Genomic DNA, 15,872 nt, shown 5'->3' on the forward strand with positions numbered 1-15,872 from the left:
GAAACCATTGAACTGTTCCTTCCCTGACCTGCCGGACTCGCCCGACAGGGCGGCACGACCCGGGCCGGCCCGCGGCGGCCCGGCCGTCGAGGGAGAAGACGCGTGGGCGACGAGCAAGCAACGGGACCGATGTCCGCCGAGGACGGTCAGCCGATGGAGCTCCTGTTCCCCGGCGGCAGCGAGATGGCGCGGCGGATGCGCGGCTATCCGTGGTCCGGGATCTCCATGGGAGACCCGGGCACCTGGCCCGCGAGCCTGCGCACCGCCTGCCGGATCTGCCTCACCTCCCGTTTCCCCATGATCGTGTGGTGGGGCGAGGAGCTGCGGTTCCTCTACAACGACGCCTACCTGCCGCTGCTCGGGTCCAAGCACCCCGCCCTGGCCAAGCCGGGCGACGAGGTCTGGACGGAGATCTGGCACACGATCGGCCCGATGCTGCGCTCGGTGATGGACTCCGGCGAGGCGACCTGGTCGGAGGACCTGCTGCTGCCGATGAACCGGCACGGCTACTGGGAGGAGACGTACTGGACGTACTCCTACAGCCCGCTGCACGACGACGACGGCGTCGTACGGGGAGTGTTCACCGCGGTCAGCGACACCACCGAGCGGTTCATCGGGGAGCGGCGCCTGGCGGTGCTGCAGGACCTCGGGGCCCAGGCCGGGCACGCCCGCAGCGTCGCCGAGGCGTGCCGGCTCGTCGCGGAGGCGCTGGAGCGGTCGGGCGCCGACGTGCCCTTCTCGGCGATCTACCTGCGCCGTCCCGGCACGGACGAGCTGACGCCGGCCGCGACGAGCCCGCGCGACGCGAACGTCTCCCCGCTGCCCGGCGGCCCCGGCGGCTGGCCGGTCGACGAGGTGCTGCGCACCGGGGAGCCCGTCGTGCTGACGGACGTGGCGGAGCGGTTCGGGGCGCTTCCCTCGGGCGGCTGGCAGACCCCTCCCACGCAGGCCGTGGTGCTGCCGCTGGCCGGTGAGACCGGCGGCGGGATGGTCGGGGTGATGGTGCTCGCGGCCAGCGCGGGCCGGGCCCTCGACGAGGCGTACGAGTCGTTCCTCGGGCTGGTGGCCCGGCAGACCGCCGCCCTCGTCAACGCGGCCGTGGCCTACCAGCTCCAGCAGCGCCGCGCCGAGGAGCTGACCGAGCTCGACCGGGCCAAGACGGCGTTCTTCTCCAACGTCAGCCACGAGTTCCGCACCCCGCTGACCCTGATCATGGGACCGGTGGAGGAGCTGCGCACCGCGCTGGCCGGAGACGGCGAGCGGGTGCCCGCGGACCGGCTGCGCGCCGAGCTCGACGTCGTCCACCGCAACGGCCTGCGGCTGGGCAAGCTCGTCAACACCCTGCTGGACTTCTCCCGCATCGAGGCCGGCCGCATGCGGGCCCGCTACGAACCGGTGGACCTCGCCGCCGTCACCACCGACCTCGCCGGCGTCTTCCGCTCGGCCGTCGAGAAGGCCGGGCTCGCCTTCGAGGTGGACTGTCCTCCCCTGGACGAACCGGTGTACGTCGACCGGGGCATGTGGGAGAAGGTCGTGCTCAACCTGCTGAGCAACGCCCTGAAGTTCACCTTCGACGGCTCCGTACGGGTCACGCTGCGCGCGAAGGACGGCCACGCGGTCGTCACCGTCGGCGACACCGGGATCGGGATCCCCCGGCACGAACTGCCCCGGTTGTTCGAGCGCTTCCACCGCGTCGACAGCGCGCGGTCGCGGTCGAACGAGGGCAGCGGCATCGGGCTGGCGTTGGTCAAGGAGCTGGTGGGCCTCCACGGCGGCACGATCGACGCCGACAGCGCCGAGGGCGAGGGCACCGCGTTCACCATCCGCCTGCCCTTCGGCTCCGCGCATCTGCCGCCCGACGGCCTGGTCGCGGCACCGCCCCCGGACACCGCCTCGACGGACACTGTGCCGAGCACCGCCGCTCCGTACGTGGAGGAGGCCCTGCGCTGGCTTCCCGAGGGACCGGAGGCGCCGGAGGACGAGACCGAGGCCCTTCCGGCACGTGCGGACGGGCCGCGGCCGCGGATCCTGGTCGCCGACGACAACGCCGACATGCGGGACTATCTGCGGCGCCTGCTGCGGCCCGCGTACGAGGTCGACGTGGTCACCGACGGCCAGGCCGCGCTGGAGGCCGTCCGCGCCGACGCTCCCGACCTTGTCGTCAGCGACGTGATGATGCCCCGCCTGGACGGCCTGCGGCTGGTGGCGGCGCTGCGGGCCGACCCCCGCACCGCCGCGGTCCCGGTCCTGCTGCTGTCGGCCCGCGCGGGACAGGAGGCCGGCATCGAGGGGCTGGACGCGGGCGCGGACGACTACCTGGTCAAGCCGTTCTCCGCCGACGAACTGCTCGCGCGGGTGCGGGCCACCGTGGAGCGGGCGCGGTTGCGCGCCCACCACCTCCGGTGGCACGCCGCCATGATCGAGTCGTTGCAGGAGGCGTTCTTCGTCGCCGACGAGAACGGCGCGGTCATCGAGGTCAACGCGGCCTTCGCCGACATCGTCGGGTACGGCCCCGAAGGGCTCCCCTATCTTCCGCGTCATCCCTGGCTGCCGGCCGAGGCCGACGACCCGGTGACGTACCGGAGGCTCGCCGAGGCGTACCAGCGCGTGACGAGCCACGGCAGCGGAAGCTGCGTGGTGCCGCTCCGCCACGGCGACGGGCACCAGGTCTGGGTGGCGGCCACCTTCGTCGCCGTCGCCGACCCCGGCACCGGCGAGCGCCGGATCGTCGGCACCCTGCGCGACGTCACCGCCGAGCACTATCTCGTCCAGCGGGAGACCGCGCTCGCCGCGCTCAGCGTGCGCGTCTCCGAGGCGGGCAGCGTGTCCGACGCGCTGACGGGGGCACTCGCGGAGCTGCGCGAGGTCTGGCGGGCCCGGCACGTGACGGCCGCGCTGTGGCATGACGAGGCGGAACCCACGCTGTTCCTCGCCGGCCCCGTAAGCGAGGCCGGACCCGAAGCTGTGACCGGGAAGGGGACCGGCTGGCTCGACCTGCCCGCGGAGCTGCGGGACCGGCTCGCCGAGCTGCGCGGCTACCCGCCGTTGCGCCCGCTCGCGAGCGAGGCGGACGGCGCGGGCGTCAGCCTGGAGCATCCCGCCGGAATCCTCACCCTGTGGATAGATCTCGGCCAGAACCGGCCCTTCACGGCCGAGGACCAGACGCTGCTCGCGCTGCTGACCGGTCATCTGGGCCAGGGCCTGCACCGGGTGCACCAGCTCGACCAGCAGCGTGAGGCCGCGGTCGCCCTGCAGCGGGCCATCCTCGGCCCCTCCCACCTGCCCGCCGGCTTCGCCGTACGGTACGAGCCGGCCACCCGCCCGCTGGAGGTGGGCGGCGACTGGTACGACATCGTGCCGCTGCCGGACGAGCGCATCGGCATCGTGGTGGGCGACTGCGTGGGGCGCGGTCTGGAGGCCGCCGCCGTCATGGGCCAGCTCCGCAGCGCCTGCCGGGCCCTGCTGCTGCAGGAGGCGGGGCCGGCCCAGGTGCTGACCGCCCTCGACAAGTTCGCCGCCCTGGTGCCCGGCGCCCGGTGCACGACCGTCTTCTGCGGCGTCCTCGACACCACGACCGGCCGTCTCGTCTATTCCAGCGCCGGTCACCTGCCGGGCATCCTCGCCCATTCCGACGGCAGGACCGAACTGCTGGAGGGCGCGCGCTCCACGCCGCTCGCGGTCTGGCCCGGCCGTCCCCGGCCCGAGGACGTGCGCACGATGCCGGCGCGGTCGACGCTGCTGCTCTACACCGACGGCCTCGTCGAACGCCGCCGGAGGGCGCTGACCACCGGCATCGACCAGGCGAGCGCCGCCGTGCAGGACGGCCGCTCGGCCCCGATCGAGGACCTCGCGACACAGGTCATGCGCCGGATGGCGCCGGACACCGGATACAGCGACGACGTCGCGCTGTTGCTGTACCGCCAGCCCGCGCCACTGGAGGTGGCCTTCCCCGCCGAGTCGAGCCAGCTCGCCCCGGTCCGCACGGCCCTGCGCGACTGGCTGAACCGGTGCGAGCTGAACCCCGCGATGATCCAGAACATCCTGGTCGCGGCGGGCGAGGCCTGCGCCAACGCGATCGAGCACGGCCACCGCGACGCCCCCGGGCGCACCGTGCGGCTGCGGGCGGTCGCCACCGCGGGCGATCTCTACCTGACCGTGGCCGACAGCGGCAACTGGAAACCGCCGAGACCGGAGGCCAACACGCACCGCGGCCGCGGGGTCGCCCTGATGCGCGCCCTGATGCAGCGCGTCACCATCCATCCCGGTGCCGCCGGCACCACCGTCGACATGCACGCGAGGATCCCCCGTTGACTACTCCCCTGACCATGGCTCCGTCTCGCCGTCCCGACGGCACCCCGGTCCTCACCGTCAGCGGCGAGATCGACATGAGCAACGCGGGCGAGCTCGACGCCGCGCTGTCCGGTGCGCTGTCCGGCGTCTCCGTGGACGGCAACGCCCTGCTGGTCGACCTCAGCGCGGTCGAGTACCTCGACAGCGCCGGGCTGACCGTGCTGTTCGCGCACGCCCCGCGCATCGAGCTCGTCGCCAACGACCTGCTCGCCCCGGTGCTCACCATCTCCGGCCTCGTGCAGGTCACCACGGTCCACGGGATCGGGTCCTGAGGGATGGGGTCCTAGACGGCGGGCGGGGGCCAGGCGTCGCCCCAGGCGACGTCACGCGCCTCACGGTAGGCCTCCCCCTGCCGCTTCGAGACGGGGTGGTCGGCGAGCCCGTCGCCGTTCGTGCACAGGCGCAGCGTCACCAGCCCCTTGCGCTTCAGCGGGTGGCGCACGACCCGGCTCTCGGCGCGCGGCCACGGCCGGGCCGACGCCGCGACGTAGGAGAACTTCTCGTCCTCGAAGCTCAGCGTTCCGTCTTTGACCCGGCGGTGCAGGGCGCTGCGGTTGAGCCGGACCGCGAAGTGGCACCAGTCGCGGCCCTCCACGATCGGGCACTCACCGTCGTGCGGGCAGGGCGCGACGATGTGCAGGCCCGCCTCCGCCAGCAGCCTCCGGGCCGCGGCGATCCCGGCGTACCCGGCGGGCGTGCCGGGCTCGATGATCACCAGCATCCCCGTGTGCCGCGCCGACTCCAGCGCCAGCGACCGCACCACGTCGTCCCGGACCGCGGGTGACAGCTCCCCCAGCACGTACGACATCGTGACCAGGTCGGCCGCGGGCGCGGCCGTCCCCCGGTCGAGCACCGTCTGCCGCCAGCGGGCCTCCCGTACGGCCGCCGCGGACGCGCGGGCGGCCAGCCGCCGGCCGAAGGCGATCGCGGAGGCGGACTGTTCGAGGACGGTGACGTCCGTCAGGCCGGGCCAGACCGCGTTCGCGGCCCACACCGCGCTGCCCGTCCCGCCCCCCACGTCGGCGTGCGTCCTCGGCGCGAAGCCGGGCGCGAGCAGGGCGACCTGGCGCAGCGCCGCGGCCACGGCGCTGTAGGTCGCCGGCATGCGGTAGCCGGCGTACGCGGCGACGGCGGCCTCGGAGCCCAGCGCGGGGACACTCCGGTCGAAACCCTCCCGGTACTGCCGGATGAGCGTCTGGACGTTCCGCGTCAGCTCCGGCACGGGAAAGCGCCCGAGCGACTCTTCCAGCGCGTCTTCGAGGGCATCGGGGAGGACGGACACACCGCTCATGATGCCCCGCCCCTGCTCAGCCTGTCGAAACGGCGCCTCACGCGAGCCGTACGGTGACCGTGTGGGAGGCCCCGGCCTGATCCGCCGGCCGGCCGAAGACGAGCGTGAGCCGCGCCCCCGTCCGGGCACTGGCCAGGATCGGATGGCCGTCCACGATCCCGGCCACCGGGTGGTCCCACGTCACGGTCAGCCCGTCAAGGACACACCGGGGATCGGCGACCGTCACCGTCGCCGTGCCGTCGCCCAGGTCCCGTACGAGGACCGCGCACGGATCGGAGGCGGCCAGGTCGCCCGCCCGTCCCCCGGCCCAGAAGCAGGCCGCGGTGATCCCGAGCGACGGCACCGCGATCCCCTGCCGGCCGGAGGTGTTCGCGAGCACGCGGGCCCAGCCGGGGTCGGCGGCGCGGGCCCGCGTCGCGGCCAGGTTCGCCCCCGGCATGAGGTGGTAGACGTAGCCCGCCGCGTCCGGGTCCACGCCGTGGTCCAGCCAGATCGTGGCGTACGACCGGCTCGCCCCGCCCGCCGTACGGGTCTCGCGCAGCGTCCGCAGCGGCTGGCCAGGGGGCAGGACGTAGCCGCCGTGGCCGTCCAGATGCGCCCACCCCGCCGCTGCGTCCACGGTGAGGGAGTCCACGGCGCCGGTCCTGCGGTTGTCCACCACGGTCTCGACCGGCACGCCGTCCCGGCTGGTGATCCCGGCGCCGAGGCAGACGACCGCGTCATCGAGGAAGAACCACGACTTGAAGGCCTCGAGGGTGCTTTCCAGGCCGTACAGGTGCTGGCCCACGGCCGCGTACGCGCCGTCGGTGACGCCGCCCACCCAGTCGGCCTGCGGGCGGGTGTCGCCCCACGCGCCGCCCGCCCCGTCGGGCAGGCGCACCGTTGAGACGGTGGTTCCCGGCAGCCGGTAGGGGTCCACGGTGGACCAGAAGGAGTCGGAGTACTGGTCGCCGTGCCCCCGGCCCCACCAGTAGAGCATCCCGGCGCCCGTGTGCCAGCCGCGCGGGTTCTCGCCGTTGCCGTGCTCGTAGTGCGCCACCCGCGAGGAGGCCATGCTGAGCGCCGCGCACCAGCCCGGCCGGCGGTGTACGGCGCGGGCGCTCCTGGGGAACAGGCGGTGCCCGGAGGGCTCGGGCGCCTCCGGTGTCGTCTCGTCGCGCAGCACGGCCGCGAGCCGCGCGTGGAACGCCTGATCGCCCTCGGCGGCCCGGAGCATGGGCTTCGCGGTGTCGCGCGCCGCCCAGCCCTTGACCATGCCCCGCCAGCGGGCCCGGTCGGCGGCCGGGGCCGTCTCCGCCAGCAGCAGGATCGCGGCGGCGATCTCCCTGCCCCGCGCGTGGTCGCCGTACGGCCGTCTGGCGACGCCGCGTCCCCGTACGAGGTCCAGGCACGCGCCGTCGTGGACGAACGGCGCGAACGACCTGTCGACCGCGTCGAGAACGTTGTGGAAGGCCGGGTCGGCGATCTCCCACCGCGTGCCGCGCAGCACCGCGGCCAGCGTCGCGAGGCCGGTCAGCGCCACCGCGCCGTACCCGCCCTGGTAGGGGACCGAGCCGTGCTGGATAAACGAGCCGTCCCGGTAGAACCCGTCGCCCTCGGTGACGTACCGGAAGACCGGCGAGAGCGCGGAGACGGCGAGCGCGGCCCGGCCGGGGTCCGCTCCGGCGATCGCCCGCAGCAGCGTGACCGTGCACAGGTCCACCCGGTTGGCCCCGGTGCTGTTGCCCGCGTAGTCGTCGAGGCGGTCCGGGGGGACGAAGTTGTCCACAGCCTCGCACAGCGCCGCGTTCTGACCGCCCGTGAGGTGCGGACCGGCCAGCACGGCCGCGTCGAGGAGCGCCCTCGGCGCGCCGATCTGCCAGTCCCACCAGTTGCCGGTCTGGCCGGCGTCCGCGGCGTACACGTGCCGCACGTAGTGCTCGATCCCGGTGGCCACGGCCGAGCCGAGGCCCGGCTCGGCGGTCAGCCCGGTGCCGGGCAGCGCGTACGCGCGGGCCATGGCCCGCAGCCGCGCCGGGGTGGCGCCGAGGGACGGGAAGGGCAGATCCGGCCAGAGCGACCGGCCGGTGGGGGTCATGGCCTCGCGGTGCAGGCGGGCCGCCGCACCCAGCCGCGCCAGCCGGGCCCGGTACGGCTCTCGCGCCGGATCGAACAGCCCCGCGCCGAGCGTGACCTCCCGCCAGCGGCGGCCCAGCGCGGTCAGTTCCTCGGCACCGACCCCGGAGCGGGGAGCACAGGCCGTGAGGAGAACGGCGAGCCCGCTGAACTGGAGAAATAATCGCCGGGAAGGTCCCTTCACACGTAGATTATCCGCGCGATCCGCCGCTTTCATCGATCTTCGGCAGACATCTATGGGAGCGCTCCCAAGTGACGTACCTTACTTCTGCCGTTGTCACCGGGAAAGGGAGCGTGTTGTGAGACGTCTGTTATCCGCCGCCGGTCTGGCCCTGCTGCTGCCGCTGACGGCGACCTCGGTCGCCTCCGCCTCAGGCGGACACGACGGGGGTGGGCCGGCTGGACACGGGCCGGCGACCTGCGCGAAGAAGGCCGCCCTGTTCTGCGAGGACTTCCAGTCGCTGCCCGTCGGCGGCGCGGCCAGCCTCAAGTGGGGCGTCGACACCAAGCACGGCACGCTGACCGTCGAACCCGCCGGGGGCGGCCAGAAGGTGCTGCACGTCCACACCGAGGGCAACGGCCGGGCCTTCCTCAGGGTGGACGACTTCGCCGCACCCGGCAACGGCTTCTACGGCCGGGTCCGGCTGCGGGTGAAGGCGTTCCCCACGGCGCCCGACTGGGCGCACTACACGCTGATCGAGGCCACCGGCGCGGGCCCGGAGATCGTCCGGCCGCTCGGCGGGCAGTACGTCCCCACGCTGCGCAAGGACCTGTGGGGCGTCGGCGCGGACGGCGGGCCCACCGGCGACTGGACCAACTGGCGCGAGTCCGCGCCCTCCCAGGCCGGGGTCTGGCAGTGCGTCGAGTGGCGGATGGACCCCTCCGACAACAAGATCTCCGTGTGGTTCGACGGCGTCCCCCAGCCCGACCTGACCGTCTCCACCCGCTCGCACGGCGGCAACGACGTCGACTTCGTCTTCCCCAGGTTCGACACGGTGAAGCTCGGCTGGCAGCTCTACCAGCCGAACCCCACCCCCTCGGCGTACGACCTCTGGATGGACGACATCACGCTGAGCGCCGGCCGCGTCGGCTGCGCCTGATCTCCAACGCCCGGCCCGTCACACCGCCTCGGTCCGGCTCCCGCACAGCAGGCGCAGGGAGCCGGCCGCGAGGCCGGTCACCAGCACGACGTGTACGGCGAGGTGGACGGCCATGAAGTAGGCCGCGAACGCCACCCCGCGCTGCCGGCGGACGAACCCGACCAGCACGGGATCGGCGATCGCGAACCCGGCGACGAACGCCGCGGGCAGCGCGGGCGCGAGCGGGTGGAACAGCCCGAACGGCACGCTCAGCAGCACCAGCGCGAGGCACGCGAGCGCGAGTGCGCAGGAGAGGATGCCGGCCGGGCTGTTGGCGTGCTCGGGCTTGGCCGCGCCGCGCCGGGCGGTGGCCAGGGCGAGCGGGATCAGCGGCAGGGCCCGCCGCCACTGCTCGGTGAGGATCGGCAGCAGGCGGCTGCCGTCGTCGTGGCGGCCCACGACCGTGTCGGTCAGCACGATGCGGCTGCGTACGGCGAGCCTGCTGCTGTATTCGACGTCCTCGCAGTCGCGCAGCCGCTCGTCGAACCGGCCGGCGGCGAGCAGCACGTCGCGGCGGATCGCGGCGAGGGCGAAGACGACGCTGTTGACCTCTCCGAGGTGGCGGCGCCGCCAGTGGACCGCGTGCAGGATGCGGTACCACTCGGCCGGGCCGTCGTCGATCAGCGGCTCGACGTCGTAGACGCCGTGCACACAGCCGACCTCCGGGTCGCGCTCCAGGATCTCCATGGCGCCCGCCACGGCGTCGGGCCGCAGCGCCACGTCCGCGTCGAGGAAGAAGATCACATCGCCGGTGGTGGCGTCGATCCCGGCGTTCCGGGCGGCCGAGACGCCCCGGTTCTCCGGCAGGCGCACGACCCGGCAGCCGAGCTCCTCGGCGATCTCCGCCGAGCCGTCGGTGGAGGCGTCGTCCACCACGACGACCTCGCCGGGCCGCCGCGTCTGCGCGAGCACCGACTCCAGGCACAGCCGCAGGGTCTTGGCGCCGTTGTAGCAGGGCACCACCAGGGAGATCACCGGCCGCCGTCCTTCCCCGCCGACTCGGCGTACACCGCGAGCGTCTCGTCGGCGGCGCGGCGCCAGCTCAGCGTCTCGCGCACCAGCCGCTCCCCCCGCTCGGCGAGCGCCCGGCGCAGGTCCGCGTCGCCCATGACCTCGACGACCCCCTCGGCGATGTCACCGGGGTCGTCGGCCCGTACGAACCGCACGGCGGGCTCGGCGGGGTCGCCGAGGAAGATCCGGGAGAAGCCGTCGCCCAGGATCACCGGGCGGGCGAGGGCCATCGCCTCGGTCGCCACCAGCCCGAACGGCTCGAACAGCGAGGGGAAGACGCAGGCGTCGGCCATCGCGTAGTGCTCCAGCAGGGCCTCGCCGTCCACAAAGCCGCCGGAGGTCAGCACCCGGTCGCCGAGCCCCGACCCGGCGGCGATGCGCCGCACGCCGTCCTCGTCGCCCTCCCCCACGATCACCAGGCGCAGGCCGGGCACGGCCGCGGCGATCGCGGGCATCGCCTCCAGCAGTTCGTAGACGCCCTTCTGCCGTTCGATCCGGCCGACGAACAGCAGCACCGGGTCCTGCGCGCCGATGCCGAGCCGGGCGCGGAGATCCGCCGCCCCCAGCCGCAGCCTCTCCCGGTCGAAGCCGGGGGCGGCGACCACCCGTTCGTACGTGCCGCCCAGTCGGACGACGTCGATCGGCGTCCGGTCCCATCCCGCCGCGAGCAGCTGCTCGCGCACCTCGGGGGTGGCCACCACGACCCGGCGGGAGATCCGCGCCAGCCACCGCTCCAGCGCGGCGAACAGGCCGAGCGGATCGGTGATGCTGCGCTGCCGCGCCACGCCGTACTCGGTCGTGTGGACGTGGAACACCACCGGGAGCCGCAGCACATAGTGGCTCAGCAGGCCGCACAGGAAGTTCGTCGAGTCGTGGACGGCGACGACGTCCGGCCGCCGGGCGGGCGGCAGCCGCCGCAGCAGCAGGAAGTAACGCCAGTTGCTCACCACGACGCTCAGCGCGAGCAGGAGGAACTCCGCGCCGCGGGTGCGGTTGAGCCGCCGCCCGCGGGCGACCGCGCCGAGCACCCACGCGAGCACCCGCCCGCGCGGCCGGTACACCGTGACGCCCTCCGCCCGGTCCCACACCGGCAGCCCGCCGTCGTTCAGGGTGAGGACGGCGAGGTCGTGGCCGCTCGACAGGTCCGGCGCGATCATCTCGGCGTACCGGCCGAGCCCCGCCGTGATGTTGGGCGGAAACTGGTTGATGACGAAGGCGATCCTCATCGCCGTGCCTCCCGTACGCCGGTCACGGCCGCCGGCGTGCCGCCGGGCCGGTACAACCGGGCGCAGGCGGCCACCACGACGGCCACGAGGATGAGATTGGTCAGGGCGAAGGCCACCAGCCCGCCGGTCAGGCCCTGCCAGGCGATGAGCACCGCCTGGCAGCCGAGCGCGAGCGGCGTGCCGGCCAGCAGGCAGCCGATGAGCACCCGGGCTCCCCGCACCCCGTCCATCGTCAACGCGACCTGGTAGAGGTTGAAGACCGTGTGCGCGCCGATCCCCAGCGCCGACAGGGCCATCAGGCCGAGCGAGTACGGATACTCCCCGCCCATCAGCAGGAAGAAGACCGTGCTCGCCGCGAACGAGAACACCGCGGTCGCCCCGAAGACGGCCGGGCCGAGCCGGGCGATCCGCCGCATCACCGCGGGCTTGTCCAGGGTCGCCAGCGTGGGCAGCAGCACCAGGCCGACGCCGTCGGTGAAGACCACGCCCAGCAGCCGCTTGGGGAAGCCGTTGTAGACGGAGTAGACGCCCACGTCGGCCCGGGGCGCCCAGTGGTTCAGGAAGATCACATCGACCCCGAACGCCACGGCGGTGAGCGCGCCGATGGCGGTGACGTACAGGCCGTGCCGGTACATCGAGCGGGCCAGCGCCCGCGACCAGAGCCGCGGCCTGACCTCGAACCCGGCGAAGGAGAGCGCGGCGAACACGAGGTTCGTGCCGATCAGCGCGACGAGGTACGGCTCCGCGTCGCGCACGTCCAGGACGAGCAGGCAGAACACGGCGGTGCCCAGGTAGGCGACCGCCACGGCGAGCTTGAGCCACGCGACGAGGCGGAACCGCTTCAGCCCCCGCAGGAAGCTCTCGGTGAGCTGGTTGAGCGTCATCGACAACGCCAGCGCGAGCGCGAAGGCCAGCGTGCGGGCGTCCACGCCGAGCGCGGCGGTCAGCGGCGCGGCGGCCAGCAGCCCGGCGGCGAACACGGCCGCGCCCAGCACGAGCGTCGACAGCAGCGCCGTGGTCACCAGGGCCGGCCGCTCGCCGGGCTCGGCCCGCGGCAGCTCCTGGAACATGACGAGGTTGACGCTCATCAGCATGCCGACCGTGACGATCAACGCGATCGACAGGACGACGGTGAAGTGGCCGAACGCCGCGGCGCCGGCGCCCCGGGCGATGACGAGCGTGGTCGCGGCGGCCGTGCCGCTGGCCACGGTGCTGACCAGCGTGGGCCCGGCGGCCCAGCGGTGGGCGGCCAGCAGCGCGGCCGCCCGCTGCGTCAGCGCGCCCACCGCAGGTAGGCCCTCCGGGCGAACTCGAGGTCGTCGGCCGTGTTGACGCCACGCGCCTCGCCGGGATCGGCGACCGGCACCACGGTCAGCGGCCAGCCCCGCTCCCGCGACAGGTGCGGCAGGAACGGCAGGAAGTTGACCTCCCCGGTGCGCGCCCCCACGGCCGCCTCCGCCAGGTAGCGCGTCCACTCCTCGTGCAGGCCGGCGACGTCGAGGCAGAACACGCCCACGTCGCCGAGCCCCCCGGGACGGCAGTCGTCGCCCTCCCTGGACTGCCGCACCCGCGTCAGCACGCCCCGGTCGTCCAGTTCGTACTCCACGTACGGGTCCGGCATCGGCACGAGCGGCAGCGTGAGGCCCTTCTCGTGGGTCTCGGCGACCCGGCGGACCGTCGACGGCGACAGGTTCGCCTGGTCGCCCCAGACCACGAGGATCACGTCGTGGCCGCTCCAGTGCGGGGCCGCGCCGAAGATCGCCCCGCCCATGCCGGTGGGCTCCTCCTGCACGCTCACCGAGACCGCGCCGGCCGCGATCTCCGCCGCCGCGAGCGCGCGGAACGGCCCCTCCCCCTCGGGGGACATCACGACATGGACGTGCTCCACGTGCGGCCGGAGCCGCTGGTGGAGCACGTGCCACACGGTGACGCCCTCGGCGACCTCCACCATGATCTTCGGAATGCCGAGCCCCAGGCGGGTGCCCCGCCCGGCGGCCGGGATCACCGCGCAGATCCGCTCAGCCCGCACCGCTCACCTCCACGTGTGTGTCCGCGACCCTCTCCGCGCTCGTCCCCGTGCCCGCCTCCAGCAGGGCGGCGATCTCCTCGAGGTCGCGCGCCGCGACCGCCCCGGGGGCCGGCTCGGCGACGTGGACGTGGAGGGTCGCGAGGCCCGCGCCGACCGCCGACGCGACGCCGTGCGCGGAGTCCTCCAGCACGACCACCGCGCCGGGGTCGAGCCCCCAGTGCTCGCAGGCGTACGCGTAGCAGGCCGGGTCGGGCTTGCTCACCGGGAGGTCGTCGCCGGTGAGCACGTCGATGAAGTACGCGTCGAGGGACCGCGCCGCGAGCGTCCGCTCGACCGAGGCCCGGCTGCCGCCGGTGACCACGTACGCCGCCCGGCCGGCGGCGGTCAGGCGGGCGAGCAGCCGCCGCGCGCCGGGGAACACGGCCACCGTGTCGAGGTTCTCGCGGTAGAGCCGCTGCTTGAGCCGGGCCAGCCGGGCCGCCTCCTCGGTGTCGCCCAGCAGGCGCAGCGTCACCTCACGGGTGCTCGCGCCGGTGTAATCGGCGTACCGGAAGGAGCCGAGCAGGCCGGGCGCGACCTCGGCGATCGCCTGCCGGAAGGCCGCCTCGTGGGCCGGGCAGGAGTCGACGAGGGTGCCGTCGAGGTCGAAGAGCCACACGCGGCGGGCACAGGCGTCCGCCAGGAGATCGGTCACCGGGCCCCCGCCAGCGCCGCCTCGTCCCTGATGGCGAGCAGCGCGTCGGCCGTACGCCTCCCGTGGTGCGCGCCGGGGCGGCCGGGGTCCTCCAGGTCGGCGGTGAGCCAGCGGGCCCCCGCCCACTCGCCCCGCCCGAGCACCCCGCGTGGCACCGCCGGAACGTCCGGACCGTGGTGGCTGAGGACGTGGGTCACCAGGCGCCGCCGGTTGCCGGGGTCGCCGAGGTACGTCAGCGTGCGGTCCACGAGGTCGGGCGCGCTCAGGCCCCGGCTGTCGTGGTCGTCGCGGGTGTTGACGACGAAGACCTTCGCCGCGGCCCGGCTCCGCGCCACGGCGTCCGCCACGCCGGGGGTGAGATAGCTGGGCAGCAGCGAGGAGTGCGGCGTTCCCGGGCCGTACACGATGAGGTCGGCGGTCATGATCGCCTCCAGCGCCCGCGGGTTCGGCGTGACCTCGGCGCGCTCCCGGAGCAGATCGTCCCTCGCCCATTCGGGAGGCGACGCCTCCAGTTGGGCCCGCCGCCGCCCGCCGACCGGCTCGGGCAGCAGGAACAGATCGGTGATCGCCGCCTGCGGCCGCCGCTGGTCCCGGGGCGCGACGATGTCGGCCTCGTCGGCCAGCAGCGTGCCGTCCCGCCGCAGCGCGACGAGGAACGCGTTCTCCCCGTTGGTCACGTTGAGCAGCCGTACGGGCGAGCCGAACGCCCGGGCGCAGGCGTCGACGGCGGCGTTGAAGTCGCGGCCGAGCCGCAGGTACGCCCCGGCGAACACGAGGTTGCCGAGCGCGCAGTCGGCGAGGTCGAACCCGTGCGGGGCGGCGGCGAGCCGCCGGGCGAAGGCGCGCAGGTGCCCCGCGACGAGCGCGGACGCCTCCTCCGGCAGCGCGGCGAACCGGCCGCGCCGCGCCGCGACGGCGTCGATGACCTCGGTCAGCCCGGCGGGCGTGGTCCCGGGCGGCAGGCGGTGTTCGAGCACCGTCGTCAGCGCGGCCTGCGCCGGATCGGCGGGATCGAGGTGGAGCAGCAGGTTCTTGCGGAAGTCCGACGGCCCGAGCATCCCGGGCAGGTAGCGCCGCAGTGCGCCGGTGGACTGGCCGTTGTCGTAGCCGTTCACCACCAGCGACAGACCGACGCCGGGAGTGCTCAGCATGCCCCTCGCGATGCTGGCCGCTCCACGTCCGCCGTTGAACATGGTGACCGCGACGCTCATCGGGCCTCCTCGGCGACCGGCGCGGGCGCGACGGCGCCGGTGACGCCGGTGGCGGGCGGCCGCAGGACCCCCCGGCGCAGCAGCCAGTGGCGGAACCCGAGATAGGCGACGAACAGGGCACGGTCGCGCGCACCGCGCCAGAACCGCCAGCCGCGCCGTCCCCCGCCGCGTTCGCGGTGCTCGATGGGGACCTCCACCCACTCGTGGCCGATCTCGGCGACCCGGGCGGTGATCTCGGTCGAGCAGTTCATGCCGCCCGACTCCAGGGGCAGGGCCCGGAACAGCGGGCCGTGCACCACCTTGAAAATCGAGTTGAAGTCGCGGTAGCGGGTGCCGTGCAGCAGGTTGCTGACCGCGCCGCTGGCCGCCGACCCCCAGCGGTACGCCGCGCCGTCGGCCTTCCTGATCCGGGCGCCGGAGAACGCCATGGCCTCCCCGGCCTCGATCCGCGGGATGATCCGGTCGAGGTTGGCGATCGGGAACTGGCCGTCGGAGTCGAGCAGCACGACCCAGTCGAGCCGGGTGTGGGCGATGGCGGTGGCGATCGCCGCGCCCGCGCCCTGGTTGGGCCGATGCGTGACGACGACGAGGCGCGGGCACCGGGCCCGCAGACCGGCGAGGATCTCGCCGGTCGCGTCACCGCTGCCATCGTCGCAGACGACGATCTCCCACTCGCCGACGGCGGGGTTGTTCTCCAGATACTCCTGCCACTCGCCGACCGAGGCCGCGATGGTCTCCGCCTCGTTGTACGCGGGCGCGGCCACGGAGATGTCCACAGCACTGGCCTCCTCGGGATATATCGGATT

General features: G+C 74.2%; 12 protein-coding genes. 3 read left to right on the forward strand and 9 right to left on the reverse strand.

The features are described from left to right. The first annotated feature begins 102 nt into the window (after positions 1–102). Complete coding sequence (locus F5972_RS11180) at positions 103–4,311, forward strand: SpoIIE family protein phosphatase (RefSeq protein ID WP_225311367.1); 4,209 nt, start codon at positions 103–105, stop codon at positions 4,309–4,311. Further along, positions 4,308–4,622, forward strand: a complete 315-nt coding sequence (locus F5972_RS11185; protein WP_150933416.1) for an STAS domain-containing protein — start codon at positions 4,308–4,310, stop codon at positions 4,620–4,622. The genes F5972_RS11180 and F5972_RS11185 overlap by 4 nt, the downstream gene beginning before the upstream one ends. An 11-nt stretch (positions 4,623–4,633) precedes the next feature. Here the strand turns inward: F5972_RS11185 and F5972_RS11190 are convergent, their stop codons facing one another. Then, entirely contained in the window at positions 4,634–5,641 is a 1,008-nt protein-coding gene (locus F5972_RS11190; protein ID WP_150933417.1) for a small ribosomal subunit Rsm22 family protein, read from the reverse strand. A gap of 37 nt (positions 5,642–5,678) precedes the next feature. Then, entirely contained in the window at positions 5,679–7,940 is a 2,262-nt protein-coding gene (locus tag F5972_RS11195; protein WP_225311368.1) for a polysaccharide lyase 8 family protein, read from the reverse strand. A gap of 115 nt (positions 7,941–8,055) precedes the next feature. Here F5972_RS11195 and F5972_RS11200 point away from each other — a divergent pair, with 115 nt between their 5' ends. Further along, entirely contained in the window at positions 8,056–8,856 is an 801-nt protein-coding gene (locus tag F5972_RS11200) for a hypothetical protein (protein ID WP_150933419.1), read from the forward strand. 18 nt (positions 8,857–8,874) lie between these two features. Here the strand turns inward: F5972_RS11200 and F5972_RS11205 are convergent, their stop codons facing one another. Genes F5972_RS11205 through F5972_RS11235 form a run of 7 tightly spaced genes read right to left on the reverse strand, consistent with a single transcriptional unit; the run spans position 8,875 to position 15,842 of the window. Then, on the reverse strand, positions 8,875–9,870 hold the full coding sequence (locus F5972_RS11205) for a glycosyltransferase family 2 protein (protein WP_225311369.1): 996 nt from the start codon (positions 9,868–9,870) through the stop codon (positions 8,875–8,877). Next, complete coding sequence (locus F5972_RS11210) at positions 9,867–11,132, reverse strand: glycosyltransferase family 4 protein (RefSeq protein ID WP_150933420.1); 1,266 nt, start codon at positions 11,130–11,132, stop codon at positions 9,867–9,869. The genes F5972_RS11205 and F5972_RS11210 overlap by 4 nt, the downstream gene beginning before the upstream one ends. Then, entirely contained in the window at positions 11,129–12,418 is a 1,290-nt protein-coding gene (locus tag F5972_RS11215; protein ID WP_150933421.1) for a lipopolysaccharide biosynthesis protein, read from the reverse strand. Before F5972_RS11215 ends, F5972_RS11210 begins: the two co-directional genes overlap by 4 nt. Then, complete coding sequence (locus tag F5972_RS11220; protein ID WP_225311370.1) at positions 12,406–13,161, reverse strand: NTP transferase domain-containing protein; 756 nt, start codon at positions 13,159–13,161, stop codon at positions 12,406–12,408. Before F5972_RS11220 ends, F5972_RS11215 begins: the two co-directional genes overlap by 13 nt. After that, entirely contained in the window at positions 13,151–13,855 is a 705-nt protein-coding gene (locus tag F5972_RS11225) for an HAD family hydrolase (RefSeq protein ID WP_225311371.1), read from the reverse strand. The genes F5972_RS11220 and F5972_RS11225 overlap by 11 nt, the downstream gene beginning before the upstream one ends. Next, positions 13,852–15,066 (reverse strand): 2-phospho-L-lactate transferase CofD family protein, encoded by a 1,215-nt coding sequence (locus tag F5972_RS11230; protein WP_150933422.1) that lies wholly within the window; start codon positions 15,064–15,066, stop codon positions 13,852–13,854. The genes F5972_RS11225 and F5972_RS11230 overlap by 4 nt, the downstream gene beginning before the upstream one ends. Further along, a complete protein-coding gene (locus F5972_RS11235) occupies positions 15,063–15,842 on the reverse strand; it encodes a glycosyltransferase family 2 protein (RefSeq protein ID WP_225311372.1) in 780 nt (259 codons plus the stop codon). The genes F5972_RS11230 and F5972_RS11235 overlap by 4 nt, the downstream gene beginning before the upstream one ends. Positions 15,843–15,872: the final 30 nt, after the last annotated feature.

Origin of the sequence: Microbispora cellulosiformans (assembly GCF_008728085.1) — a bacterium.
Lineage (GTDB): Bacteria > Actinomycetota > Actinomycetes > Streptosporangiales > Streptosporangiaceae > Microbispora > Microbispora amethystogenes.